At 54.0% G+C, this 26,703-nt stretch carries 25 protein-coding genes; 19 read left to right on the top strand and 6 right to left on the bottom strand.

From position 1 onward, the window contains the following. Window positions 1-80 precede the first annotated feature (80 nt). From map to BMW84_RS07735, 5 genes are all read left to right on the top strand, one after another. A complete protein-coding gene (map, locus tag BMW84_RS07755; RefSeq protein WP_091066289.1) occupies window positions 81-827 on the top strand; it encodes a type I methionyl aminopeptidase in 747 nt (248 codons plus the stop codon). 176 nt (window positions 828-1,003) lie between these two features. Then, window positions 1,004-2,431, top strand: coding sequence for a PAS domain S-box protein (locus BMW84_RS07750; RefSeq protein WP_091066287.1), 1,428 nt, complete (start codon window positions 1,004-1,006; stop codon window positions 2,429-2,431). 42 nt (window positions 2,432-2,473) lie between these two features. After that, window positions 2,474-2,911 (top strand): ATP-binding protein, encoded by a 438-nt coding sequence (locus BMW84_RS07745; protein ID WP_091066285.1) that lies wholly within the window; start codon window positions 2,474-2,476, stop codon window positions 2,909-2,911. Then, window positions 2,908-4,917: a methyl-accepting chemotaxis protein gene (locus tag BMW84_RS07740; RefSeq protein WP_091066282.1), complete on the top strand. Its 2,010-nt coding sequence runs from the start codon at window positions 2,908-2,910 to the stop codon at window positions 4,915-4,917. The genes BMW84_RS07745 and BMW84_RS07740 overlap by 4 nt, the downstream gene beginning before the upstream one ends. 1 nt (window position 4,918) lies before the next feature. Then, on the top strand, window positions 4,919-5,197 hold the full coding sequence (locus BMW84_RS07735) for an STAS domain-containing protein (RefSeq protein ID WP_217646119.1): 279 nt from the start codon (window positions 4,919-4,921) through the stop codon (window positions 5,195-5,197). Between the two features lie 66 nt (window positions 5,198-5,263). Here the strand turns inward: BMW84_RS07735 and BMW84_RS07730 are convergent, their stop codons facing one another. Together BMW84_RS07730 and BMW84_RS07725 are read right to left on the bottom strand one after the other, a co-directional pair. Further along, window positions 5,264-5,668, bottom strand: a complete 405-nt coding sequence (locus tag BMW84_RS07730; protein ID WP_091066280.1) for a CBS domain-containing protein — start codon at window positions 5,666-5,668, stop codon at window positions 5,264-5,266. A 170-nt stretch (window positions 5,669-5,838) separates the two neighbouring features. Then, window positions 5,839-6,249 (bottom strand): VOC family protein, encoded by a 411-nt coding sequence (locus tag BMW84_RS07725; protein WP_091066277.1) that lies wholly within the window; start codon window positions 6,247-6,249, stop codon window positions 5,839-5,841. A gap of 140 nt (window positions 6,250-6,389) precedes the next feature. Between BMW84_RS07725 and BMW84_RS07720 the strand changes: the two genes are divergently transcribed. After that, window positions 6,390-6,866, top strand: coding sequence for a heme-degrading domain-containing protein (locus BMW84_RS07720; RefSeq protein WP_091066276.1), 477 nt, complete (start codon window positions 6,390-6,392; stop codon window positions 6,864-6,866). 130 nt (window positions 6,867-6,996) lie between these two features. Continuing rightward, window positions 6,997-12,429 carry a diguanylate cyclase gene (locus BMW84_RS07715; RefSeq protein WP_091066273.1) on the top strand — a complete coding sequence of 1,811 codons (5,433 nt, stop codon included), beginning with the start codon at window positions 6,997-6,999 and terminating at the stop codon, window positions 12,427-12,429. A gap of 176 nt (window positions 12,430-12,605) precedes the next feature. Here BMW84_RS07715 and BMW84_RS07710 read toward each other — a convergent pair whose 3' ends face one another. From BMW84_RS07710 to BMW84_RS07700, 3 genes are all read right to left on the bottom strand, one after another. Continuing rightward, window positions 12,606-13,898 carry an MFS transporter gene (locus BMW84_RS07710; protein ID WP_091066271.1) on the bottom strand — a complete coding sequence of 431 codons (1,293 nt, stop codon included), beginning with the start codon at window positions 13,896-13,898 and terminating at the stop codon, window positions 12,606-12,608. Continuing rightward, window positions 13,873-14,565 carry an ArsR/SmtB family transcription factor gene (locus BMW84_RS07705; RefSeq protein ID WP_091066269.1) on the bottom strand — a complete coding sequence of 231 codons (693 nt, stop codon included), beginning with the start codon at window positions 14,563-14,565 and terminating at the stop codon, window positions 13,873-13,875. Before BMW84_RS07705 ends, BMW84_RS07710 begins: the two co-directional genes overlap by 26 nt. Before the next feature lie 176 nt (window positions 14,566-14,741). Next, window positions 14,742-15,779 (bottom strand): asparaginase, encoded by a 1,038-nt coding sequence (locus BMW84_RS07700; RefSeq protein WP_091066265.1) that lies wholly within the window; start codon window positions 15,777-15,779, stop codon window positions 14,742-14,744. Window positions 15,780-15,948: 169 nt separating this feature from the next. On the opposite strand from BMW84_RS07700, the gene BMW84_RS07695 reads away from it, so the two are divergent. From BMW84_RS07695 to BMW84_RS24720, 5 genes are all read left to right on the top strand, one after another. Next, a complete protein-coding gene (locus BMW84_RS07695; protein WP_091066262.1) occupies window positions 15,949-17,055 on the top strand; it encodes a sugar ABC transporter substrate-binding protein in 1,107 nt (368 codons plus the stop codon). Between the two features lie 92 nt (window positions 17,056-17,147). Next, window positions 17,148-18,665: a sugar ABC transporter ATP-binding protein gene (locus BMW84_RS07690; RefSeq protein ID WP_091066259.1), complete on the top strand. Its 1,518-nt coding sequence runs from the start codon at window positions 17,148-17,150 to the stop codon at window positions 18,663-18,665. Window positions 18,666-18,676: 11 nt separating this feature from the next. Then, the gene (locus BMW84_RS07685) at window positions 18,677-19,852 is read left to right on the top strand and encodes a sugar ABC transporter permease (RefSeq protein WP_091066256.1); all 1,176 of its coding nucleotides are present in this window, start codon (window positions 18,677-18,679) and stop codon (window positions 19,850-19,852) included. A gap of 162 nt (window positions 19,853-20,014) precedes the next feature. Next, on the top strand, window positions 20,015-20,809 hold the full coding sequence (locus BMW84_RS07680; protein ID WP_091066254.1) for a class I SAM-dependent methyltransferase: 795 nt from the start codon (window positions 20,015-20,017) through the stop codon (window positions 20,807-20,809). Between the two features lie 67 nt (window positions 20,810-20,876). Beyond that, window positions 20,877-21,047, top strand: a complete 171-nt coding sequence (locus BMW84_RS24720; RefSeq protein WP_175498702.1) for a hypothetical protein — start codon at window positions 20,877-20,879, stop codon at window positions 21,045-21,047. 99 nt (window positions 21,048-21,146) lie between these two features. Here BMW84_RS24720 and BMW84_RS07675 read toward each other — a convergent pair whose 3' ends face one another. After that, window positions 21,147-21,827 carry a Crp/Fnr family transcriptional regulator gene (locus BMW84_RS07675; RefSeq protein ID WP_091066251.1) on the bottom strand — a complete coding sequence of 227 codons (681 nt, stop codon included), beginning with the start codon at window positions 21,825-21,827 and terminating at the stop codon, window positions 21,147-21,149. Between the two features lie 131 nt (window positions 21,828-21,958). Between BMW84_RS07675 and BMW84_RS07670 the strand changes: the two genes are divergently transcribed. The 7 genes from BMW84_RS07670 (at window position 21,959) to BMW84_RS07640 (ending at window position 26,610) form a co-directional block, all read left to right on the top strand. Beyond that, window positions 21,959-22,417: an OsmC family protein gene (locus tag BMW84_RS07670; RefSeq protein ID WP_091066249.1), complete on the top strand. Its 459-nt coding sequence runs from the start codon at window positions 21,959-21,961 to the stop codon at window positions 22,415-22,417. A 74-nt stretch (window positions 22,418-22,491) separates the two neighbouring features. After that, window positions 22,492-22,956 (top strand): hypothetical protein, encoded by a 465-nt coding sequence (locus BMW84_RS07665; RefSeq protein WP_091066246.1) that lies wholly within the window; start codon window positions 22,492-22,494, stop codon window positions 22,954-22,956. Between the two features lie 159 nt (window positions 22,957-23,115). Beyond that, the gene (locus BMW84_RS07660) at window positions 23,116-23,682 is read left to right on the top strand and encodes a polymer-forming cytoskeletal protein (RefSeq protein ID WP_091066244.1); all 567 of its coding nucleotides are present in this window, start codon (window positions 23,116-23,118) and stop codon (window positions 23,680-23,682) included. 212 nt (window positions 23,683-23,894) lie between these two features. Next, complete coding sequence (locus BMW84_RS07655) at window positions 23,895-24,245, top strand: GntR family transcriptional regulator (RefSeq protein WP_091066241.1); 351 nt, start codon at window positions 23,895-23,897, stop codon at window positions 24,243-24,245. Window positions 24,246-24,248: 3 nt separating this feature from the next. Beyond that, entirely contained in the window at window positions 24,249-25,145 is an 897-nt protein-coding gene (locus tag BMW84_RS07650) for an ABC transporter ATP-binding protein (protein WP_091066238.1), read from the top strand. After that, the gene (locus BMW84_RS07645; RefSeq protein WP_091066236.1) at window positions 25,142-25,822 is read left to right on the top strand and encodes a hypothetical protein; all 681 of its coding nucleotides are present in this window, start codon (window positions 25,142-25,144) and stop codon (window positions 25,820-25,822) included. Before BMW84_RS07650 ends, BMW84_RS07645 begins: the two co-directional genes overlap by 4 nt. A gap of 236 nt (window positions 25,823-26,058) precedes the next feature. Next, window positions 26,059-26,610, top strand: a complete 552-nt coding sequence (locus tag BMW84_RS07640; protein WP_091066233.1) for a polymer-forming cytoskeletal protein — start codon at window positions 26,059-26,061, stop codon at window positions 26,608-26,610. Window positions 26,611-26,703: the final 93 nt, after the last annotated feature.

Raw genomic sequence — 26,703 nt, 5'->3', positions numbered from 1 at the left:
ATAAAGGGAGAGCAATCCATACCAAACAGGAACAGCCATTATGACGAAGTAATGCGTTCTGTACAGAAGAGGCGAAGACAATGATTATTTTGAAGACCATGGAAGAAATCGAAAAAATGCGCGCCGCGGGCAAAATACTGGCCGAATGCCACCGGCAAATCGCCAAGCTGCTGAAACCCGGGATTACCACCTGGGAAATCGACGAGTTCGCGGAGAAGTTCATCCGTTCCCAAGGCGCGACGCCCGAGCAAAAAGGCTACCATGGCTACCCTTACGCAACCTGCGCATCGGTGAACGACGTTATCTGCCACGGCTTCCCGAAAAAAGAAGCGCTGAAAGACGGCGACATCGTCACGATCGATATGGTTGTGAATTTGGGCGGCTGGCTGGCGGATTCGGCCTGGTCCTACGGCATCGGAAATATCAGCGATGAAGCGCAGCGGCTTCTCGATACAACGAAGGAATCGCTCTATAAAGGCATTGAACAGGCAGTGGCCGGCAACCGGATCGGCGATGTCGCCCACGCGGTTCAAGTGTATGCCGAAACGGCCGGATTTTCCGTCGTGCGTGATTTTATCGGGCACGGCATCGGCTCGGAGATGCATGAAGCACCGGAAGTGCCGCATTACGGCCCGGCCGGAAAAGGACCGCGGATCAAGGAGGGCATGGTGTTCACCATAGAACCGATGCTCAATACCGGCAGTTACCGCGCCAAAGTTGACGCGGACGGCTGGACGGCGCGGACCATTGACGGCGGTTTGTCGGCCCAATATGAGCATACCATTGCGATTACGCCGCAAGGGACCATTATATTGACGGAGCAATAAACCGGCTGCAGCATGCCGCTGCCCGGCGAATGTGCAAATATTGCGCATATTCGCCGGGTTTTTTTATTGTTTTTATGTCTGTTTATGTAAAGCTGTGTCGGATTTCACGGTAAAAATACCCATTGTTGTTTATAATGATTTGAATTTCATCTTGTTTGAGAATAGAGGATGGGTCAATGGCTACAAAAGCAGTGCAGTGCAAAAATGAGGTTCGCATGCCGACCCCCGCGATGTGCATGGAGCATTATAGCTGCGTGTATGACAACAACTTCCTGATTACAGTCCTTGTCGATCCGACCAGCGGTGAAATCGTTGACGTCAATAAGGCTGCCGCCGATTTTTACGGTTATCCGCTCCGCGATTTCCGCAAGCTGTCAATCCGGGATTTGCAGGTGAAGGACGACGGGGAACGCTTCTTTCTGGAGCAGGCGATGCCGGGCGGGTTATTTCAGGGCAACCGGGTGTTTATCGATAAACACCGGCTGGCATCCGGCCGGATTATGGACGTCGAAATTCACACCGGAATGATTCCCATGCTGGGCAGATTGTGTATTTATACCGTTATTTTCGATATCAGCGAACGGATCCGAACGGAGCGGAAGCTGCGCGAAAGCGAAGAGGGCTACCGGGATCTGGTGGAGCTGTGTCCGGAAGCGATTTTGGTCTATGGCGGCGGAACGATCCGTTTCGCCAACCAGCAGGCGGAGCAGCTATTCGGCTATAGCCGGGGGGAGCTAATCGGCCGGAGCATTGAAGATTTCTTTGCGGAAGTACCGCTCAGCAGCAGCGAACTGGGCAAATTCAAGACCCTCAGCCACGAGAAAGGCAGCTTCCGGGTCGAGCAGCGTTTTATCCGGCAGGATCAACGAATGTTCGAACTGGAAATTTCGGGCGCCCCGATCGTATACGAGGAGCACCTGGCGGTACAGCTGGTGCTGCGGGATATCACCGACGCCAAAAAGGGAATCAAGCAGGCTGCCCTGCTTCAGGAGCATCGACATACGGTAGCTTTTCCGCTCGAGCGCTGCGCGGCACTGGAGAAGCTGTATTTGCCGGCGGAGACGCTCAGCGGCGATTTCTTTATTTTTCACAAAATAAGCGAGAACGTCGTCATAGGCATGATCGGCGATGTGACGGGCAAAGGCATTTCGGCGGCACTTGGCATTTCCGCTTTGCGCGTGCTGTTTCTGGACAGCCTCAGCCATTCCGGCGAGCCGATGCACATCGTGCAGGACCTGAACCGGCGCACGCTGCGGCATATGGATGAGGATTATATCGCCGGCTGCTGCTTCCGCCTTGATTTTGCCGCGAAAGAGCTGACTGCGGTCGGCGCCGGGATCAACCAGTTCCGGTATGCGCCGGCCGGCGCAACGGGTTCAACGGTAACGGTTAAAGGCGCGCCGCTGGGCATGTTCGAAAACAGTGAATTCCAGGAGCAGCGGATTACGTTTAAGACGGGCGACCGGTTTTGTTTTTACAGCGACGGCATGGAGCTATTATTCGGCCCTGAAGAGCTTTCGGGTTCGGGCAAAGACCTGCAGGCCCGGCTGATGGAGGCCTCACTGCAGGACGATTGCACCTGGCTTGGTCTGACAATCTTATAGAGAGCCTGGCAGCGACCGATTTGAATAAGGTAGGGTGTGAGTATGGGAGAAGTTCAAAAAGAGGTGCTGCTCTTCGGGATGGAAGGTGCGCTGGCGGTCATTGACCGGATTATATCCGAGCTGCAGCTGGAGGATTACGCGTTCGATATCAGACTCATCCTGATGGAGGCGGTGACCAATGCTTATTATCACGGCAATCTCGGGAATGCCACCAAACCGATCTATATTCGTTATTCGCTGCGGGATCGGCTGCTCCGACTGCAAGTGGAGGATTGCGGCTGCTCCATCGGCTTTACGATTCCGGAAGACATTGAGCGCGATCGGCTGCTTGATGACAGCGGCAGGGGATTGTTCCTGATCCGCTGCTATTCCGACCATGTGGAGATGCAGGGCAACACCATGATTATCAGCAAGAACGTCGGTCCGATTTTTTCCGTTCAGGATGACGTTTCCTTCAATGCAAAGGAGAGAACAATTTGAAACTTAGTTTAAAAATAAAAATCAGCATTCTGCTGTTTCTGATCATCAGCGTGCCGCTTGCCGCCTCAGGTGTCATCTCGTACCGTTTATCCTCAGACGCGCTGCAGAAGACGATCGAAGAGGAATTGACGACAACGACGTCATCTGCCGCGCGGTTTGTCGATAACGATTTGACGGCGGTGGGCAATTATCTGAACATTGCCAGCCAGAACAAGACGCTTGCGCAATTCGCGGCTGATCCTTCCCTTGATTCGGCTAGAACCGATGCCTATGCGTACCTTAGTGGACTCCAGAAGTCCAATGCGAGCCTGATGGAGACTATCGTCATCACCGATAAAAGCGGCAAAGCGCTGCTTACGAACAGCTCCGATTCGCCGGACCTGAATCTCAGCGACCGTGAATATTTCCAGACGGCGCTCAAAGGCGAGGCTTCGGTGAGCGGTGTGCTCACTTCCCGGGATACGGGTCACAACGTTGTGGCCATCGCCCAGCCGCTAAAACTGGACGGGACCACCTCCGGCGTCATTGTGGCCACCATTCTGTTTGACACGATATCCAAACCGGTTGCCGATATTCGAACCGGCGACAGCGGGTACGCTTATATGATCGACCGGACCGGCTTGATCGTCTACCATCCGGATCAGAGCAAAATCCTGAAGGAAAATATTGACGGTAACAGCAATAAAGAATTAAACGCGCTGGTGCAGCAGATGAAAGCCGGGGAGACCTCGCACGGATTTTATACTTATGAGGGCGTCTATAAATACGTCTCGTTCCAGCCTGCGGGACAATGGGTTGTTGCTTCGACGGCCAATTATAAAGAATATATGGCTCCGGCGACCGACATCCGCAACACAACGCTGCTGATTGTCATCATCTTTATTGCGGTCGCCCTGGTGGCGGGGTATTTCTTCACAAACCGCAGCATTTTGAAGCCCGTCAAGCAGCTCGGAAAAGCGATGTCGCTTGCCGGGGACGGCGATTTGACCGTGCATACCTCTATCCATTCGGGCGATGAGCTGCAGGTGCTCAGCGAATCGTTCAATACCATGATCGACAAGCAGAATGCGGTCATTCAAAAGGTGCGGCGGGGTTCGGAGTCCTTGACTGCGATGTCGGAGGAAATGGCGGCTTCTTCCGAGGAAATCAGCGCTTCCATCGAAGATATCAGCGCCAGCACACAGGAGATCGCCGCCGGCGCGGAGAATAGTAATCAGTCGGTCGTTAACGCCTCCCAGGTGCTCGTGCAGTTGTCCAGCCTCGTGCAAATGGCGCAGAACAAAGCAGCGGCCACTTCAGGGAACGCCGATTTGACGTATCAGGCGGCCATGGAAGGCCGTGACCGCGTTACGGACACGGTGCGGGCGATGGATACCATCAACAGCAGTACCCGTGAAACGGAAGCGGGGCTGATGACGGTGAGCGAGCTGTCGGGCCAGGTGACGACGATTATCGGCACAATCAATGCGATCGCTAAGCAGACCAATCTGCTGGCGCTTAACGCAGCCATTGAAGCTGCGCGTGCCGGGGAACACGGCCGGGGCTTCAGCGTCGTCGCCGGCGAGGTGCGCAAACTTTCAGAGGAAACCAACAAGCAGGCAAACGAAATTTCCGTACTGGTCGGCAACATGGTCGGGCGCATCGGTGAAGCGGTCGCTTCCATGCAGGGCGCTGCAGCTGCAGTAGAGAGCGGCGTGCAGATCGTCAGCGATACCGACCGCGCATTTGTTCACATTATTGAAGCGGTCGAGCAGATTACGCGGAACGTCAAGGAAATTCTCGATATCACCAAAGACGAGGTGGCGACTTCCGATCAGATCATCAAGCTGATTGATTCCATGGGCACGATTTCCGAGCAGGCGGCATCGAACAGCGAAGCGGTATCGAGCGCAACGGAAGAGCAGGCAGCCACCGTCAACAACTTTGTCGTCACGGCACAGGAGGTCAGCGCCATGGCAAACGAACTGGAACTGCTTGTTGAGAAATTCATAGTCAGGGGGGAATAACGTGAACGAGATTGTGATTGAAATGCCGGCCATATTTTCGGTTCAGGAGGCAGGGGATTTCCGCGAAGAGATCCGCGAGTGGATTCAACAGGGGCAGTACCGTTTTCTGCTGGATTTCCGTTCCTGCAGCTTTATCGACAGCACCGGACTCGGCGTCATCGTCAGTTCGTATAAGAAATGCGTTGAGAACGGGGGCGGCATCCGCCTTGGGACGCTGAACGCCAATGTGCGCAATATTTTTGAATTAACCCGGCTGACCAGCGTATTTGAAATCATTTGATTCCCTAGCGTAACGCGAACGGCTGCATTTCCCGCGTCGGAAGATGCAGCCGTTTTTCTGGCATTTTTAATCGGTAATATTGCGCGTATAGTATTCGATGATATCCTTGCGGCGGATAATGCCGAGAAAGACGCCCGTATCATCCACCACCGGCACAAAGTTCTGGTCTGCGGCCAGCGTCAGCATATCTTCCATTTCGGCATGAATCTCGACGCTTTCATTGTGCACGTGGCGCTGGATGGCTTCCACCGTAAGCTGATGCAGATTGCCGAAATCCAGGCCCGGCGTATTCTTGAGCTTCCATAGCAGATCGCCTTCCGACAGGGTTCCGACATATTTGCCGGCTCCGTCAATGATCGGAATGGCGGAATAATAATGATGTTCGAGCACGTCGAGCGCGTCCTGCATCGTAACGTCGGAGGTGATGTACGACACCTGGTCCTTCGGCAGCAAAAAAGCGGAAATTTCCATAGGGTAGCTCCTTTACAGTGGAATGCCAAACGTACTTCTATTAAAACATAAATTTTTATGTAAGCGCATAAAAATGTTCCTCTGACGCAAAAACAGGGTAAAGAATCACCGTAGCCGGAAATTCTGTACCCTGTGTTTTTATTAGATCCGGTTGTTTTCTCCGGGATGGATCAGTCGCAGCTTAGCTGCCATTCAATGCCGAATTTATCCCGCAGGCTGCCGTAACAGTTGCTCCAGAATGTCTTTTGCAGCTCCATGTTTACCTTGCCGCCGTCGCTGAGTTTAGCGAACCAGGTCTTGATACTCTCTTCGTCGGGGCTTGTGACGGTCAGGCTGATATTGTTTCCCTGGGTAAACGGCATTCCCGGAAACGTATCGGAGAACATCAGCACGCCGCCGGCAGCCTCCAGCCTGGCATGCATGATCCGGTTTTTGGCTTCCTCGGGCAGCGGAAAAGACGGGTCCTGGGGCGAATCCCCAAACGTCATCATTTGCGGCGTTTCCGTTTCGAATACTTTTGCATAGAACTCCACTGCTTCACGGGTGTTGCCGTCAAAATTCAAGTACACATTAATCGCCACACGCTTCACTCCTCCGGAAATTTAGGCTGGCATTTTCACGGCTATTGTAGCATATGCCTGTCCATTTACCAAAAACATAGACAAGCGGAGGAAGGATTCAATATACTGTAACCAATCGGTCACTAGGGAGTGTTACTTCAATGGATGATTATACGCCTTTACTCGAACAGCTGCTGCAGCAGGAACAGGAACTGCAATTCAGCAAGTTCAGCAACGAAACCGCCTTACAGCTGGGTTTGGCCATCCTGGAACGGGCGCGCAAGCTCGACAAAAAAATTACGGTCGATATCCGGCTGAACGGACAGCTGCTGTTCCTGGCCAAAATGGACGGCAACGGGCCGGAAAACGACCGCTGGATCACCCGGAAAATCAATACGGTTCAGCATTTCGGCCATAGTTCTTATTATATGCATGTACTGTATAAATCATGGAATACGACGCTTCAGGATAACGCTTTTGTGGATCCGCTGCATTACGCGGCCGAGGGCGGAAGCTTTCCGCTTCTGGTCCGCGGAGTCGGAGCAGTGGGCACCATTACCGTATCGGGCCTTACCGGGGTGGAAGATCATGAAATGGTTGTCAATGCGCTGGAGCCATTGCTCAGGGGCGAATCCTGATTGCGCAGCGGACAAGCCGGCGGACAACCGCTTGTATCGGGCATCGCTTCGGCGGTGCCTGATTTTCGGTCTACATACATAAGTAAAAGTATTAGAAACGGTAGGACTATTTGCAAAAGGTGGAGTGGCGATGATCGCTTTTGACAACTATCAGATCCTGGAGACCATTTCCGATAATCCGCTGAAGGCGGTCTACCGCTGCAGGACCGCTGAAGGAATGACGGTGATCCTCAAGGTGCTCCGGGCGGAGTTGGCCTCTCCCGAGACGGTGATCCGCTTTAAGCAGGAATACAGGCTGCTGCAGGAGCTAGGCGAAGCTTTGAATGGCGGCGTCATTACACCGATATCGCTGGAAGAACAAAACGGCTATTATCTTATGGTGCTGCAGGATATCCACGGCCGTTCCCTGAAGCACATTCTGGCGGAAGAGAAGCCGGATGCAGAGACACTCCTGCGGTTGGCCGTTCGTCTGGTCGACATTCTCGGAGCCATCCACGAACGTGATATCATTCACAAGGATATAAAGCCGGCCAACATTATTTGGAACCGGCATGACGATATCGTGCAAATCATTGATTTTGATCTCGCGGTCAAGCTGTCCAAGAAGAAACGCGAGCATCAAAGCACGGGCGTGCTTGAAGGCAGCCTTAGTTACATTTCTCCCGAACAGACGGGCCGGATGAACCGCGACATTGATTACCGCAGCGATTATTATTCGTTCGGAGCGGTCCTTTACGAGATGATGACCGGCCAGCGCCCGTTTCCGGCAGCGGGCATGACCGAGCAGATTTATGCGATCATCGCCAAAGAACCGGTTCCGCCGGACCGTCTGACCGGGGGGAAAGTGCCTGGGCCATTATCGGCAGTAATTATGAAGCTGCTGGAAAAGTCGGCCGATGACCGGTACCGCAGCGCTTACGGCATCCGGGCCGATCTGCAGAAATGCCTGTACCCGGGCGAGCCGTTCGAGCTGGCGGCCGAGGACCGGCTGTATGCGTTCCGGCTGCCCCAGCAGCTGTATGGCCGGGAAGCCGAGGCGAAGCGCCTGCTTCAGGCATTCCGGGCAAACCGCGCGTTCGCGGAGCGGTTGATGCTGGTCTCGGGCGAAGCCGGGGTCGGCAAGACCGCTTTTGTACGCGAGATGCACCGGTATGTCGGCACGGATAAGGGGCTGTTTGCCGAGGGCAAATTTGAGCAGTATACCCGGAACATGCCGCTCGGCGCGCTGATCCAGGCATTCCGCAGGCTGCTCGGCGAACTGGCGGCCAGCGGCGAGGATCCGGAAGCCGGCGCCGAGGAGCTGCGGGAATCCGTAGCGGCGTCACTCGGCGGGAACGCCGGGTTATTAACCGGGCTGATTCCGGAGCTGGGCGAGTGGCTGGGACTGGAGCCTCAGCTTGAGCGGCAGCCGCTTAACCCGGCGGAGGAGGCCAACCGGTTCTATTTGACGCTGACGCGTCTGATCGAAGGCCTGACCGGCGGCGTGCGTCCGCTGATGTTGTTCCTCGATGATATCCACTGGGCGGACGGCTCAACGCTGCAGCTTGTGCAGAGGCTTGCGCAGGACTCCAGCTTGCACGGCTTGTTTATCGTGCTGGCCTACCGCGGCAGCGAGCTTGCGGAGAATGCTGCAGCGGAAGCGGCAATCGCTGTCCTGCAGTCGGCCGGGGCCGGCTCCATTGAGCTGAAGGCGTTGACGGCCGAAGACGTCCGCCAGTATGTCGCCGACATCGTTTACCGTGAGCCGGACGAAGTGCGCGAGCTGGCAGATCTGGTTTATCGGCGGACCCAAGGCAACGCCCTGTACCTAGGTGAATTCATGAAGCTGCTGCAGGAACGCGATGTGCTGGAATTCAACGAGCTGGAGGGAGCATGGATTTGGCGGCTCGACGACATCGCCGCTCTTCCGGCCAGTGACAATGTCGTGCATTTTCTGATGGACAAGCTTGGCCGTCTGCCGGAGCATGTGCGCAGTCTGCTGGTTATGGGCGCGGCACTCGGCGGCGTATTCGAGCGTAATCTGCTTGCCATCATCTCGCAGGAACCGGCAGAGCGGATCGAGGCTGCCCTGCAGCGGGCGATGGATGAAGAAATTATCGTCGGGCTGGAAACGCATCTGCCGGAAGGCGCGGGTCAACATGATCCGGCGGAGCAAGAAACGGCGATGCTGTATACCCGCTTTAAGTTTGTCCATGACCGCATCCAGCAGGCATTCTATCAAATGTACGATCCGCAGCGGATCAAGGCGCTGCACCTGACCATTGGCCGCCGGCTTCTTGCCGGGCTGAAGGAGGAAGCCCAAGCCGAGCGGCTGGTAGAGATCGCTTCACACTTTAACCATGGCGCGGAGCAGCTTCACGGCGAGGAAGAGAGAGAAGCGCTGGTGCGGATGAACCTGCAGGCGGCGGAACAGGCCAAAGCCGCATTCGGGTACGATTCCGCCTATGCGCTACTTCGCTCAGCCATCCGCCTGCTGCCGGCGGACATCTGGCATGCCGATGGGGAATTGGCCGCGAAGCTGCACACACTGTATGCCGAATGCGCCTACCTGAACCATCGTCTGCTTGAAGGCGATGAAGCTTGCGCCGAACTCCTTCGCCGTTCCGGCGATAAGCCGCAGCGTGCGGGCATTTATGAAATGCAGGCTACGCATTACATGTACCTCGGGATGATGCAGGAGGCCATAACGGCCGGCCGCAATGGATTACGCGAGCTTGGGGTATCCGTGCCGCAGAAGGTGACCATGGTCGCCGTCCTGAAAGAGCTGGTCAAAGTCAAAGCCGCGCTGCGCGGCAGGAACGTCAAAGCGATCCTCAATGCGCCGGAGATGGCTGATCCCGAACTGAAGCGGGTCATGCGTCTCCTGATCAATTTTATTCCGCCCGCGTTTATTTCCGGAGAAACCGCGCTGTTTGGTTTTGTCGTGCTCAAGAAGGTCGGTTTGTCGCTGAAGCATGGCATTTCGCCGGAATCGGCGCTGGCTTTTATCGGCTATGCGATGCTGCTCTCCGGATTTGGCGATGTAAAGGGAGCCTATGAATTCGGCCGCCTTGGCGTGACCATCAATGACAAATTTGGCGACCGCCAGTGGCGCAGCGCTTCCCGGGTGCTGTACACCCTGTTCAGCCATGTTTGGACCGAGCCGTGGTCTTCCCTGAAGGATTGGTTTGGCTCGGCGCTGACCTCCGGGCTCCAGAACGGGGATTTGCTGTATTTGGCCCATGCGGCGTACTATATCCATTTGTGGAATCCGGAAATGGAGATCGCTGCTTTTCTCCAGGAAAGCGACCGGATGATCGGCCTGATCGGGCAGACCAAATATAAGGAAGCGCTGGCGACCGCCAAACTTGCCCGGCAGTATCACCGGGGACTGGCCGGATTGTTAACGGATTCTCTCTCTTTCGATGGAGAGGACTTCAGCGAACAGGCTTATCTGGAAGAGCTGGAGGCAGCCAATTATTATTCCGGTGTCGCGATTTTCCATATCCACAAAATGAAGCAGTTTTTTGCGTATGAACGTTATCATGAAGCGCAAGAGCATCTTGCCAGAGCAAACGGCGTCATCGGCACACTCGCGGGGTCGGCATTTATGGAGGAATATTCTCTGTATGCCTTTCTGAATATGGCCGGCGGTTATGAGTCTATGGGCTTCGCCGCCCGCAGGCGTGCGCGGGCGAAGATGCGCAAGGAGCTGGGCCGGGTGCGCAAATGGGCTGCCCATGCCCCCGGGACGTTCCGCCAGCATGAACTGCTGATGCGGGCGGAATGGGCGAGAATCGGCGGCAAAGCCGATGATGCCGGCCGCTTGTACCAGCAGGCGATCGCGGCTTGCGAAGAAAGCGGGTTTGTCCGGTACAAGGCGCTGGCTCATGAGCTTGCGGCGAAATTTTATGCCGGCCGGGGAATGGAAGGCTACGCAGCCTACCTGCTGAAGCAGTCGATATATTATTATTCGGTATGGGGAGCCAAAGCGAAGGTTCGTTTCCTGCGCGAACACTATCCGCAGTTGACCGGCGTATCCGAATACAAAGTCGCGGCGTCCGGACGCTCGCTTTCGGATCACAGCGAAAGCATCGACCTGCAATCCGTCATGCAGGCTTCCCAGGCGATCTCCAAAGAAATCGAGCTGGATCAACTGCTTGCCGCGCTGATGGAGATTGTGATCAAGACCGCCGGAGCACAGCGGGGCTGCATTCGCATGACTGCAGCCGCCGGATTGGCGGTGGAGGGCGAATACCGGCCGGAGGAGGATAAAATCGCCGTCACGATGCATCACTCCCGGGAGGTTGCCCGCTTGCCGATGACCTTGATCCGGCGGGTGGAGGCGGACGGACAAACCGTTGTGCTGAACGATGCCTACGCAGAACTGGATTTGGCGAATGATCCTTATATCGCGGAAGAACAGCCCAAATCCGTGATCTGCATGCCGCTGATCAACCAGAACAAGACGGTTGCCGTCATCTATCTGGAGAATAATCTGCTGCGCGGGGCATTTACCGAGGAACGGATCAAGGTGATTAACCTGCTGTCGCGCGAAATGGTATTCTCGCTGGAGAACGCCAGCCTGTATTCCGAACTGGAGCGTTCCGAGGAGAAATACCGCGCGCTTGTGCACCACATGCAGGACGGCATTTTTATCTCACAGGACCAAAAATGCAAATACGTGAATCAAATGCTGGCCGACATGCTGGGCTACGGGCTGGAAGAGATGATCGGCATGCCGTTTGATACGTTTTTAAGCCCGGATGAACGTTCCAAAGTGATGGGGTATTACGCCGACCGGCTGAATGGTATCGAAGCACCGCAGGAATACGAAACCCGGCTGCTGCATAAGAACGGCCAGCGGGAGATTATCGTTATTCATAAGGTGACGATGACCACGTTCCAGAATCGTCCGGCAATACAGGGCACGGTGAAGGATATAACCCTGCGGAAGCAGGCGGAAGAAGAGCTGCGCAAGCATAAGGAGCATCTGGAAGATCTGGTAGCGGAACGGACAAGGGAGCTGGAGCTGAACAATCAGGAGCTGAACCGTTACATTCACCTGATCGAGCGGATTTCCATTACGGATGAGCTGACCGGCCTTTACAACCGGCGTTATTTCAATCAGACTTTCCGCGAGCAGGTAAGCAAAGCGAAGCTAAATAACAGCTATCTCGGTTATCTCATGATGGATATCGACGATTTCAAAAAATACAACGATACGTATGGCCACTACGAAGGCGATAATGTGCTGCGCCGTGTGGGAACCGTATTGCATGCGCTGGCCGCCGCAGGCGATGCCATTGCCTTCCGCCTGGGCGGGGAAGAGTTCGGGATTCTTGCGCCGGGCTACGGTCCGCAGCAAGCCGCCGCTCTGGCCGAGACGATTCGCCAAGGTATCGAGGCGCTGCAGATCGAACACAAGCAGAGCGCAGGAGTCGGCCGGGTGACGATGTCGATCGGCGTTGCCGCCGTTCAGGTCGGCAGCTTCAGCGAAGAGGATATTTACAAGCTGGGCGATGACGCGCTCTACCGGTCAAAGACGCAGGGCCGAAACCGCGTTACATTGAGCGGGGAATAGGGTGAGAACGGAGCTGCGGGCTGTTTCCCGGATTTCGGCCGCTTAAGAATTGGAAGATGGCGTTAGATTGGAGTGCCCGGAGCGCCGCTGCGGAGAGCGCTGTTCTCCAGCGTATCAACGAAAAAGCTGTCCCGTTACCGCTTCGCGGTTACGGGACAGCTTTTTGTTTGCAGCAATCAATTTCTAGTTTTCGGGGAGTACGGCCAGAACAGAATCGGGAGCAGCAATACAGCAAGAACGCTGCCTCCAAGGGAAAGCGCCGCATAACTGGAGTGGGCAACGACCATGCCTGATACTGCTCCTCCGGTAGCGCCGGCCAGCGCAATCAGAACATCGACCGAACCTTGAACCTTAGCCCTGTTCTGGGGCGTGGTAGCGTCGATGATCAGTGCCGTACCGCTGATCAGGCCGAAGTTCCAGCCCAGTCCCAGAAGAGACAGGGCCACGATCAGCATGGTCATGGAATCGGCAGGCGCCAGCGCAGCGGCGACTCCCGACAACAGCAGCGTGAAGCCCGCGGCCGCGGCCATACGCTTACGCCCGATTTTATCCACGAGCATTCCCGTAACCAGTGAAGGCAGGTACATCGAGCCGATGTGGAAGCCGATAACGAGACCGACTTCGCCCAGTCCATGCCCGTGATGCTTCATATGTACCGGAGTCATTGTCATAATGGCAACCATCACGATTTGCGTCATCACCATGACGGCTATCCCGGTAAAAAGCCCCCTCCTATCCACGGCGGAGGCCAGCGTCCGCCCGGGTGCTGTGCCGGCTTCCGTTGAACGGCCGGCGAAAGCCTTCGCCATGATCAACGGGTCCGGCCGCAGAAACACGAGCAGCACCATTCCTGCGACAAAGTAGGCTGCCGCCGCGAGAATGAACGGACCAGCAAGACTCGGGATGTCCAACGACTTGGCGAAATCGCCGGTAAGATTGACCAGATTCGGGCCGGCGACGGCGCCGAACGTGGTGAAGACCATCGCCATGCTCGCTGCGGTGGCCCGCTCTTTCGGTATGGCCAAATCAGTTCCCGCGTAGCGGGCCTGCAGATTGGTCGCTGATCCCGCGCCGTAAACAAAAAGCGATACGAGCAGCAGCACGATGCTGTTCAGCACGGCCGCGGCAATAACGCCGATGGCGCCTACGCTGCCGGCGATAAAACCGGCGCCCAACCCGAGGCGCCTTCCGTGCTTCTGGGAGGAGCGGCCGACGAGCAGGGCGGCCAGCGCCGAGCCCAAAGTAAACAGGGCCGTCGGCACGCCCGTAACATTATCCGTGCCGAGCATATCCTGCGCCAGCAGAGCACCGACGGTAATACCGGCGGCAAGGCCGGCACCCCCGAATATTTGGGAGAAGATGACGGTAACCAGCGTACGCCGGAACAGCTTACGTTGTTCCTCCGGAGAGGCTGCATAACGGCTGATCATCATTTCCTGCTGCTTATTTACTGTCTGCAAGGACCCCATTCGAAGCCTCCTTTGATTGTGCAGTCATGAATTCGTACCAGTCATGAACGCTTTTATCGAAATGCGCGGCTTCAAACCCCCGGGAGTTCAGCAGTTCGGCGGCCTGGGCTGCCATCAGGCAATACGGGCCGCGGCAGTAAGCCACGATCCGGGTTTTCCGCGGCAATGTGGCCAGCCGATCCGCCAATTCCCGGATCGGGATGGAGACGGCGCCAGGAATATGACCTGCTTCATATTCATCCTTCGGACGCACGTCGAGCAGCACAACTTCCCCGGAATCCAGCCGTTCCTTAAGCTCCTCCAGTGTAACACCTTCGACTTCCGAGAGTGGGCCCATAAATTGCTCCTTGATATGCCGGACCTCAATCAGCTGCTTTTCCGACAGCCCGTATAAGGAGGCCAGAAAGCGAAGCACTGCCGGATCGGCCAATTCGTAGAAAACAAAATTTCCCTGCTTGCGGGAATCGACCAGTTTAGCGGCATGCAGGGTCTGAAGATGCTGGGAGACGTTGGCGATAGACATGCCTGTCATCCGGGAAAGACTCTCCACTGATTTGGGTCCCTGGATCAGAATATCCAGGATCTCCAGGCGTTTTGGGCTGGACAGGCATTTGCCGATGCGGGAAAACTCGGCAAACAGCCCATCTTTGAACGTTCTGTCATCCAAATACATTCACCTCAACTATTCAATTGATTTATTGAATAGGTTAACTTTAGAGGATATCTTCTAGTCTGTCAATCCCTGGGCAGGAACCGGATACTCTGCCCGGCGGCAAACAAAAATCCCGCAGCCCTGCCGGCGGACGGCCGAAAGGGCTGCGGGATGCTTTATTTGGGGCGAACTTAGTATTCGTTAAACATGGCGCCGATTTCGTGGTATTCCGTTGTTTGCGTCAGCGCGAGTGACAGCAGGATTCGCGCCTTCTGCGGCACGAGGCTGTTGCAGGGAATCGAGTTGGCGGATAAATCGATGTATGAGTCCTTGAGCGTAATCCCGCTGGAAATGCGGGAGCAGCGCACAACCGGAATGTTGTTGTTCTTCAGGTTGCCGACTTTGTCGATCCACGGCTTGCTGTAGATTCCGCCGCCTGCGCCGGCGATGACGATGCCCTTCGAAATGGTGGCGAGATAATCGAGGATGCCGGGATCGGCATCCACATGGAAATACGCTACAGAGACCACGGGCAGCGACTGCAGGCCGGCGATATTAAATTGCGCGGCGGTCGTATGCTTTTTCAGGGAACGGGTATAGAAGTAAGCATGTTCGTCGCGCATGTAGCCGAGACAGCCGAAATCGCGCTCGTCAAAGGCATTTGCCTTAAAGGTATTCACCTTTTGCACATCCCTGCCGCTGTAGATGCCTTCGGCAAATACAACCATCACCCCTTGTCCGTAAGCTTCCGGATTCGCGGCCAGTGCAACCGACTGGAACAGATTCAGCGGACCGTCGGCACTGATTGCGGTCGCCGGGCGCATGGAGCCCGTAATAATGACCGGTTTATCGGTTTTGAGCACCAGGTTGAGGAAATACGAGGTTTCGTCCAGCGTATCCGTCCCATGGGTAATCACGAAGCCGTGAATGTCCGGGCGCTGGGCAAGCGTGTTGATCAGCGTCGCCAGTGTAAGCCAGTGCTCGCTTGTGATGTCCGCGCTGCACAGATTGCTGACCTGAACGCCGGCGCAGTTGGCGACCCGTTCGAGATGTGGCACGCTGTCCAGCAGGTCCTGGATCGGCAGGGCGCCCGGTTCATAATTCAGTGTATTGTGCGCTTCGCCGCTGCCTGCAATCGTTCCGCCCGTAGCGAGAATCACGACGTTGTTCAGCTGGGGATTGTAGAAGCTGGAAGCGGTAAAGTTGATCTCTGGTATTGGGATAATCATGGATGAGCTCCTTTCCGTGCATCTTGCTACATCAGTATAACGCAATTTTGCATGTGAGGATATTCAAGAAACAAAGGAGAATTTTCTATTCAGGTAAAACCGGGCGGATGATAACATCAGGGTGTAAGCAAAACAATAGATTCGCCAACTTACAGGAGGGGTTTAGAAAATGAAAAAAGCATTGAAAGCGATTCCTTTCATGCTAGTCACCGTAATGCTGATGGTTCTGGTATCCGCTTGCGGTAACAGCGGCAGCGGAAGCAAAGTGGATGTGGGCATCGTATTGCCGACCAAAGACGAACCGCGTTGGGTACAAGACGAAGCACGCTTCACAGACGCGATCAAAGGAACCGATTACAAGGCCGAAATCCTGTTCAGCCAAGGTTCTTCCGCTAAAGAAAAAGAAAACGTTGACGCGCTGATCGCCAAAGGCATCAAAGTCCTGATCATCTGCCCTCAAGACGGCGACGCGGCTGCAGCCGCTGCTGACGCAGCCAAAAAAGCCGGCGTAAAAGTGATCTCCTATGACCGCCTGATCACCAACACGGATGCCGTTAACTACTATGTAACTTTCGACAGCGTGGCTGTAGGCGCTGCTCAAGCCCAATACCTCGTTGATCATGCCAAAGGCAACGGCCAACCGCTGTACCTGTATGCCGGCGCTGCAACGGACAACAACGCATTCCTGTTCTTCCAAGGCGCATGGCAAGTGCTGCAACCAAAAATCGCTGACGGCACGTTCAAAATTGCGAACTCCAGCGAAGCTGTAGCTCTGCAAGACTCTGCTGAACTGTCCCGCGAACAAATGAGTAAAATCGTATCCCAAGTAACAACCAACTGGGATGCCAACGAAGCTAAGAACAAAGCGCAAACGCACTTGACTGCAGCTGCTGCCGACATGAAAGGCGACGTAGCAATCCTGGCACCAAACGACGGTACTGCTCGTTCCATCGCCGACGTATTCGCTTCCGACTCTGCAATCAAGAGCTATGTAATCTCCGGTCAAGACGCTGAAAAAGCATCCATTCAGTACATCATCGACGGCAAACAATCGATGACCGTGTTCAAAGATGTTCGTACCCTGGTTAAAGACTCCATGGATATGGCCCTGACCATCCTGGACGGCAAAGACCCGCAAACAACCGGCTCGTATAACAACGGAAGCGTTGATGTACCTGCAAAACAAACGCCTGTTATCGTTGTAGACAAAGAAAACGTACAAAAGGAACTCATCGATTCCAAATACTACGAAGCGAGCGAATTCACAGGTCTGTAAACCAACAACAATCATAACGCAGCCGGGATAGTGATAGCGCCCTATCGCTATCCCTCTGCTACTATGACTTGTCTGGAGAAGGAGTACTAGAGATGACGAATCCATACATTTTAGAAATGCAAGGCATCTCCAAGGAATTCACCGGCGTCAAGGCGCTCTCCAACGTGAATTTCAAGGTGAACAAAGGCGAAATCCACTGTCTCGTCGGCGAGAATGGAGCCGGCAAATCCACGCTGATGAAAGTGCTCAGCGGTGTTTATCCGCATGGTACCTATTCCGGCGATATCGTGTTCGAAGGGAATGTACAGGCGTTTACGCGGATTAGCGATTCCGTAAAAACGGGGATCGCGATCATTTATCAGGAGCTGGCGCTCTTCCCGGATCTTTCGGTGTATGAGAATATTTTTGCCGGCAACGAAGTCAAGAAGGGCTCGATGGTCGACTGGAACCAGACGATTATTAAAGCTCAGGAAATGCTGAAAAAGGTAAAACTGGACGTCAATCCGGAAACGCTGATCAAAGATTTGGGCGTCGGCAAGCAGCAGCTCGTCGAAATCGCCAAAGCGCTCAGCAAAGATGTGAAGCTGCTGATTCTGGACGAACCGACCGCGGCGCTGAACGAAGACGACAGCGACAACCTGCTGGAGCTGCTCCGCGAACTGAAAAAAGAAGGCATCACTTCGATCATGATTTCCCACAAGCTGAAAGAAGTCATTGCCATTGCCGATCATGTCACCGTCCTGCGCGACGGACGTACGATCTGCACCCTCGCCGCCGAAGAAGTAACGGAAGCGGTGATTATCAAGAATATGGTAGGCCGTGAAATCGACGACATTTATCCGAAACGCAGCAACCGCCAGTTTGGCGAAAAAGTGCTGGAAGTCGAAAACTGGACAGCGTATGATCCGGGACTTGGCCGTGAAGTGGTCAAAAATGTGAATTTCAATGTCCGTAAAGGTGAAATTGTAGGCATTGCGGGCCTGATGGGCTCGGGACGGACCGAATTTGCACAAAGCATTTTCGGCAATCCCAAAGGCTACAAAATAAGCGGCGAGCTGAAAGTGAAAGGCGAGCGCACAACCTTAAAGACGCCTAAAGATGCAATCAACGCGGGAATCGCCTACGTAACGGAAGACCGAAAAGGCGACGGCTTATTCCTGATTCAGGATATCAAGCAAAATATCTCGGTCGCCAACCTGGGCGGCGTATCCTCGCGCGGGATGATCAATCTCAACGAGGAAGTCAAGGTTGCGAACGAGTACAAAAAATCAATGAACATCAAAGCTCCGTCTGTGGAGCAAATCGTCGGCAACCTGAGCGGGGGCAACCAGCAGAAGGTATCGCTCGGCAAATGGCTGTTCGTCGGCCCGTCGCTCCTCATCCTGGATGAGCCGACCCGGGGGATTGACGTCGGCGCGAAATTCGAAATCTACACGATCATGAACAAGCTGATCAGTGAAGGCCTCAGCATTATCATGATTTCCTCGGAACTTCCGGAAGTGCTGGGCATGAGCGACAGGCTGTATGTCATGGCCGAAGGTAAGATCAAGGGTGAGCTTCTGATCGAAGAAGCCGATCAAGAAAAAATAATGAAACTTGCTACGCAATAGGAGGAAGACCTGTGAAACTACTAAATGAAGCAAAGTCGCTCGTCAAAGTCAATATTCGGGATTATGGCATGTACATCGCCTTGTTTGTCATCATGCTGACCTTCTCGATTCTTACCGACGGATTGTTCATGTCCTCGCGGAATATCAGTAACCTGATCGATGCCACCGGTTATATCGCCGTATTGGCCGTCGGGATGACCCTGGTCATTGTCATTCGCCATATCGACTTGTCCGTCGGCTTCGCGGCCGGATTTATGGGCGCCATTGCAGCGATTATGCTTACGCAATGGGGTGCTCCATTCTATATTACCATTCCGGTGATCTTGATCCTGGGTATCGTAATCGGACTCTTCAACAGCTTCCTAGTTGCGAATCTCGGCATTCCGGCTTTCGTTTCTTCCCTGGCAGCGATGCTGATCTTCAGAGGCGCGCTGCTGCTGGTAACTGAAAAAACAGGCACCATCATCATCAAAGACGAACACTTTAACGCTATCGGCAACGGCTTCCTTCCGGCGATTGCGCATGTCGGCGGTTTGAACCTGCTGTCCCTGATTCTCGGGGCAATTGTCATCGTGCTCTTCATCTACTTCGAATTCTCTAAACGCAGAAACAAACAAAAGTATAACTTTGAAGTCATCTCCGGCGGCATGTTTGCCCTGAAGCTTGTATTCGTATCGGCTATCATTGCTTACGTAACTTGGATTCTCGCAGGTTATAACGGCTTCTCCTGGACGGTCGTCATCGTCATGATCGTGGTGGTTATCTACCACATCCTTACATCCTCTACCGTGATCGGCCGCCACATTTATGCGGTGGGCAGTAACCCGGAAGCGGCTAACCTGAGCGGTATCAGCGTTAAAAAGATCACCTATTTCGTATTCTGCTCCATGGGTCTCTTGTCTGCACTGTCCGGTATCCTGTTCACTTCCCGTCTGCAATCCGCAACAACGACAGCAGGTACACTGTTCGAGCTTGATGCGATCGCAGCTGCTTATGTCGGCGGCGTATCCGCAGCGGGCGGCGTCGGCAAAGTAACCGGTTCGATCATCGGTGCGGTCGTCATGGCTTCGCTCTCCAGCGGCATGAACCTGATGGGCGTTGGCATTTCCTATCAATACATGATCCGCGGCGGCGTGCTGGCGGCAGCGGTTATCTTCGACGTCATTACCCGTAAACAAAGAGCTTAGTGGCAATATCAGAACAATGCTTTACAATAAAAACCGGGAGCGGCTTTGCCGCTTTCGGTTTTTTTTCGCGGAAAGAAAAGCTTACCCGAGAGAAAGCTCACATCCTGCTGCCCGGAACGCCGCTATAATGAACAAAATATATTTGGAAAGGAAAAGTATGCCATGAGCGGAATTGTAGAGTACTACGAGCAGTATGACGAGGATGTGAGACTGACGACGGACCCGGCGCGGAATTTGGAATTTCTGACGACGGTACGTTTTTTGGAGCAGCATCTGCCGGCCGGGTCCCGTATCCTGGATCTGGGCGCAGGGGCAGGAATCTACACCTTTCATTTTGCAGACCGGGGCCACAAGGTGTGTGCAGCCGATCTTACGCCGAAACATATCCGGTGGATTCAGGAACGGGTGGACGAAGAAGGGTATACGAACATTGAGGCGAGGGTGGCCAACGCGCTGGATCTTTCCGGCTATGCGGACGATAGTTTTGACGCGGTGCTGTGCCTGGGGCCGATGTACCATCTGCTGGATCCGGAGGACCAGCGGACCTGCATCTGCGAATCGCTGCGTGTCCTGAAGCCGGGCGGAGTGATTGCCGTGGCATACGTCAACCGGCTGTTTATTTTTCCCCACCTCGCGAACATCAGCGACAATTATCTCGAAGATACATGGGTGCGACGCATCGCGGAGGAGAAGCAGATCTCCTCTGCGGATGACGATTGCTTCTGGACGGACGCTTACTTCCACACGCCGGACGAAATCGAAGCGCTTCTCGCTGCGTTTGAAGTGACAAAGCTGGTTCACGCAGGGAGCGACGGCGTCGGTATTCTTCTGCGCAATCGGCTGAACGGATTATCCGATGCGCAGTTCGCGGTATGGAAGGATTATCATTTCCGGACCTGTACCGAACCTTCGATCCTGGGCATCAGCAATCATGGACTGTATTTGGGCCGAAAATGAGGTATAAAACCTTCGCCGGTTGTGCAAAATAATGGGAAATACCCCAACTGGCAAAGGAGCGATGGCGGTGGAAACTTCGATGGGTTCAGACGATGTAATCAACCGGATTCGGGAGATTCAAACCACGGGCGGCAATTTGAACAAAAAGCAGATTAAGCAGCATGAGCCTGAACTGATGCGCAGCGCGTTGTATTATTTTCCAAGCTGGGAGCATGCATTGAAGAACGCGGAGCAATAATCGGAGCAAGCGAATAAAGAAATGGCGTCAAGGAGCTTTCGAGTCCTTGGCGCCATTTTTATTGACGATAACGGTTGTTAAAAATCCGATGAAGGCGGGTCAGGAGACGTATGCCTGGGCAGCAAGCGTATCGATGGCCACGGATTTGCGTCCGGTACGCAGCACCCTTTCTTCGGCCAGCTCATGGACGGCGACGGTGACCGATTCACGGGTGGCTCCGATCATATGGCCGATTTCCTGGTGGCTGAGCGGCAGCTCGATCCGCAAATACCCGTCTTCGGGCACGCCGAATTCCTCAGAGAGATGGAGCAGCAGGAAGATGACCTTTTCTTTGACCGTACCCAGCGCCATCTTCTCCAGCATTTTGTTCTTCAGATTCAGGTTGTCGCTCAAGATTCGCATGACGCGCTTCATCATCTCCGGCCGGCCGGCGATAAAGGCTTCAAATTGTTCGCTGCTGATCGAGCAGACCAAGGTGTCCTCCAGCGTCTCGACATAGACCCCCTCCGTACCGAGCGAAAAAGATTCGACCTCCCCGAAGGTGCTTCCCTTGCCTAGTATCCCGACCGTGAACTGTTTGCCTTCAGCATTGATAATATAAAGCCGCAACGCGCCTTCTTTAACAAAATAAAGTCCGGTCCGGTGCATGTCCGGCGATTGGATAATCGTGTTTTTGCGGAAGCGGGTATGGCGGGTGCCTTCGTCGATCACGGCCATGTCCGATGCTTCGACGCGGTCAAACAGCTTGATTTGCGATAAATACCATATTTTATTGATCATTACGTTCACTCCCGGGCAATCGGCCTCCGCCGTTTTGTAAGATATTTCACATTGACTGGAGTAGCTGTCTTACAGAACGGCTTTCCAATGAATTCTATAATTAGCTTATCAAAACAAGGGAGGCCAAAACAATGGCGAATATCAAATTGGTAGCAACAAGCACAACGGAGGGACTCACTTCGACAGTCAAAGCAGGCACTCAGCAATTCTATATTGACGAACCGCTCAGCCAGGGCGGGGGCAATAGGGGTCCGAACCCGCTGCAGGCGCTGCTGGGCGCGCTGATCGGCTGCGAGAATGTCATCGCCCGTACCGTGGCAAAGGAAACCGGCTTTGATCTGCAGGGAATCAGCTTCAAAGCGGCGGGCGAACTCGACCTGCGCGGCTTGGCGGGAGACACGGATGTCCGTACTTACTTCGACAACGTAGAAGTCCGTGTGGAGGTGGTGACCACCGAAACGGAAGCGCGTATTCTGGAGCTGCAGCAAGAAACCGACCGCCGCTGCCCGATCTTCGGAACGCTGAAAGCGGCGGGCGTACGGATGAATCCGGTGTGGACGAAAGCCGAACCGGCTGTGCAAATATCATAACCGGAAATGTCCGCAGCACGCTAAAATAGGGGGATAAAGCCAAGGAACAAAGTCTAAAGCGAGGAGGACTGCCTGTGCTTCATCCCCTGAGCCTGTGGATTCCGTTACTGATTTTGCTGCCCAATCTGGCATTCCTCAAGCTGCAGCCGCGCAATATGCCGCAGCCGGCCCGGCCGCCGAACCGGGTGCTTCAAGCGGCGGAGATGGCCGGCCGGTTCGGAACGATGGCCGTTCCGCTTTTTTTCAAGATGGACACGGGCGACCTTTACGCGTTTCTGGCGCTGCAGGGCATGATTTTGTCGCTGGCCTTGTATTATGCCGGCTGGCTGCGCTATATCCGCCAAAACCGGGATTACAACTGGCTGTACGCCCCGATGTTCGGCATTCCGGTGCCGATGGCCGTAAGCCCGGTGCTGTACGTGCTCTTTGCGGCAGCAGTGCTGCATTCTCCGTTATACCTGCTCTTTGGCGCATTGCTGGGGATCGGCCATTTGCCGCTCAGTTATGCAGCGTACCGGGAGACCCAAAACCGCGGCTAAACAGCTGCGGTTTTTTTATAGCTGACACGCCGTGTATGAAATTTGTGTGACTGGGACTGAAAGTAAATCATACAAATGTGAATTTAATCACATTAGGATAGCTGCTTACCTATTTATAATGACTAATGCAACATAAACATATATAAAGGGGAAATCACTGTGAAATTCTACAAAGTAATGCTTGTTGCCGGTATGTCTGCTGCCCTGTTGTCCGGATGCGGCTCCAATAACAATAACGATGCTGCCAATAACGCTGCTATTGCAACGGCTACTGCCGCTGCGACTGCCGAAGCTCCGGATGCGGTAACAACGGCCTCCATCGTTAACCAAGCCGATGCCTTCACTTCCGCTGTCAGCGATAAAGGCAACTGGATCGTGGCAATCCTGAACGACCTGACCCTCGACAAGGATGTTGTCGTTGCCGGCGAATTCCATGACAAGGGCAAAGCGGAAAACGATATTTACCGTAAACTCGCGCTGTACGCTCAAGACGCCGACCGCAATATCACGGCCACTTACACCTTGACGGTTCCTAACATGACCGTACAAAGCGAAAACTTCCGCATTCAAGGCGGAACGGTAAAAGGCGACGTTACCGTAGAAGCCAACGGCTTTAACCTGTACAAAGACGCTAAGATCGACGGCAACCTGCATTTTGCCAATGCCGACGTTCAAGCTACTGCTAAAATCGAAGGTACGGTTACGGGTACAACTGACGTAAAATAAGCGGATTACCTACCGCGTTATTCGTTTCATAGCAAGCAGAACCCGCTGTTCCTGGCATATAAGCCGGGGATAGCGGTTTTTTTGTGCATCAGCCGGGGAGATCCTCCCTTGACGGAGGAGTGTTTATGTTGTATGGTTAGCTACATAAGTAATTAACCACATAACTAACAAACAATACAGAACATGAATCGAGGTGAGGACCATTGTCACTCATGAATGACAGCCAGCCGATTTTTCTGCAAATCGCGGAGAAAGTCGAAAATGACATCGTTGAAGGCATTCTTGAGGAGGAATCCCAGGTGCCCTCCACCAACCAGTTTGCCGCTTTTTTTCAGATCAATCCGGCAACGGCGGCTAAAGGGGTCAATTTGCTCGTTGACCAAGGCATTTTGTACAAAAAGAGGGGGATTGGCATGTTCGTAGTATCGGGAGCGAGGCAGAAGCTGGTCGAGAAACGCAAGGAGCAGTTTTACGAGCAGTATGTGGTGGCGATGATCCGGGAAGCGAAGAAGCTTGGCATCACGACGGCGCAATTAAGCGAAATGATCAAACGGGGGGAATGAAGGATGAACACGGTTGCGGCATTTACGGAGGTCTCCAAAAGCTTTGGTTCGTTTACGGCGGTGGACCGGGTCAGCTTTGCCCTGGAAGAGAACAAAATCTACGGCCTGCTTGGGCGCAACGGGGCCGGGAAAACAACGATCATGCATCTGCTGACGGCGCAGCAGTTTGCCACAGGCGGGGACATCCGCGTCTTTGGCGAAGCGCCGTACGAGAACAGCAAGGTGCTGCAACAATTGTGCTTTATCAAGGAAAGCCAGCGTTTTCCCGACCATTTTTCGGTGAGAGATGTGCTGAAGCTGGCGCCGTCTTTTTACCCGCACTGGGACGCCGCGTTTGCGGATTCACTGGTGAGCGAATTTAATTTACCGCTGAAACGCAGGATGAAAAAGCTGTCCCGCGGGATGCTTTCAGCAGTCTGCATTATCATCGGTCTGGCCAGTCGGGCGCCGCTGACGCTGTTTGACGAACCTTATCTGGGACTGGACGCAGTGGCTCGCCAGCTGTTCTATACCCGGCTGCTGGAGGACTACAGCCTGAATCCGCGTACCATCGTGTTATCCACGCATCTGATTGACGAGGTAAGCCAGCTGCTCGAACATGTCATCGTCATCGACAAAGGGCGGGTTATTCTCGATGAGGAGAGCGAAGAACTGCGCGGCGCGGCGTTTACCGTGACCGGACCTGCAGACAAGATAGAGCGTTTGGCTTCCGGAAAAAGAGTGCTGCGCCGCGAGTCGTTCGCCGGGCAAAGCTCGGCGACGCTGATGGGCGGCTGGACGCAGCGGGAGCGGGAGGCGGCTTCAGGCGAGGGGCTGACGCTGACGCCTGTATCGCTGCAGCAGTTAGTCGTAGGCTTGACCGGGGCGGATACAGCAATAAAAACGGGGGTGGGGTTATGAACCGGACGGCAGGCGTCATTCGTACTTTTTATACCGATAAGACCAATTGTTTCTTTGTTCCATATATGATTCTCTTGAGCAGTTTCCTGGTGAATCTGGTCGTCAGTTTCTTTATGGATGAAGGGTATTATACGGGCGGGATCAGCTCGATCCATATTTTTATGTTCGTCCTCGGCATTTTATTTTCGGTACAAAGCTTCCCGCTGGTGCTCGGCTTCGGCGCCCGGCGCAAAGATTTTTTTGCCGGCACCGTGCTCGCATTCCTAATGCTAAGCGTAGTCAACTCATTGCTGCTGGTCGTCCTCGGTGCGATTGAACAGGCGAGCGGCGGCTGGGGCCAAGAGCTTCATTTTTTCCATTTGCCTTATATGAACGACGGCAATGTGCTGGTTCAGTTCTGGGTGCAGCTGACGCTTATGACACATCTGTTCTTTAGCGGATTTGTCATCGCTGCGGTATACCGCCGCTTCGGCCGCATCGGTGTCTGGCTCCTGTCGCTGCTGCTGTTTGTGGCAGGTACGGTAGGCGTCCTGCTGCTGACGTATTACGAAGCATGGACGAAGGTATGGAACTGGTTCGACGGCTACACGGCAGGCGAAGCTGCTTCGCTGTTGTGGGTGCTGACCTTGCTCTATTTGGGCATCGCGTATCTCTTGTTCCGCAGAACGACGGTATAGACCGGCGTACAGTAAGAGTTGTTACTTTTGGATCATATTTCGAAAAAAGGCCGTAATTCCTTGAGGATTGCGGTCCTTTTTTCGTACTTTTAGCCTCTTTATTATTTGATTTCCCCGGAAATGGTCATAAATTAAACTTTGTGAATGCTGTCACAATATTGTGAAAATTGTCACTATTAATATTGCAAATTTTAATATATGATATTCTTGTAAAAAGAAATAGGGGGAATTAACCAATGAAATTTGTTAAAGTGCTTATGGTAGCAGGAATCTCGGCAGCATTGCTCGCGGGTTGCGGATCGAACAACAACAACGCAAATAACGCAGCGGCTCCGGCAGCAACCAACGCCGAGCAAACCGACGCGGTAACCACGGCTTCCATCGTCAACCAAGTGGATGCTTTCAAATCGGCCGTCAGCGACAAAGGCAACTGGATCGTGGCGATCCTGAACGATCTGACTGTACCGGACGAAGTCGTTGTAGCCGGCGAGTTCCATGACAAAGGCAAAGCGGAAAATGCGATCTACCGCAAATTGGCCCTGTATGCCCAAGACGCCGATCACAATGTTACGGCAACTTACACGCTGACCGTTCCTAAGTTCACCGTACAAAGCGAAAACTTCCGCGTGCAAGGCGGCACCGTCAAAGGTGATGTCTACGTTGAAGCCAACGGCTTTAACCTTTACAAGGACGCCAAAATCGACGGCAACCTGTACTTCGCCAGCGAAGACGTTAAAGCTACCGCTAAAATCGAAGGCACCGTTACCGGCGCGACCGAAGTGAAATAATAAATCCATGATCTTATAATGAATCCCGCAGACCTTAAGGTCTGCGGGATTTTTATGTCCTCCCTCCGATAATTCCGGTGCTGCAATTGACGG

The organism is Paenibacillus sp. NFR01 (assembly GCF_900111565.1).
GTDB lineage: Bacteria > Bacillota > Bacilli > Paenibacillales > Paenibacillaceae > Paenibacillus_AQ.
Note: the sequence above shows the minus strand (reverse complement) of the source record. Positions and strands in the feature narration are given on the sequence as shown.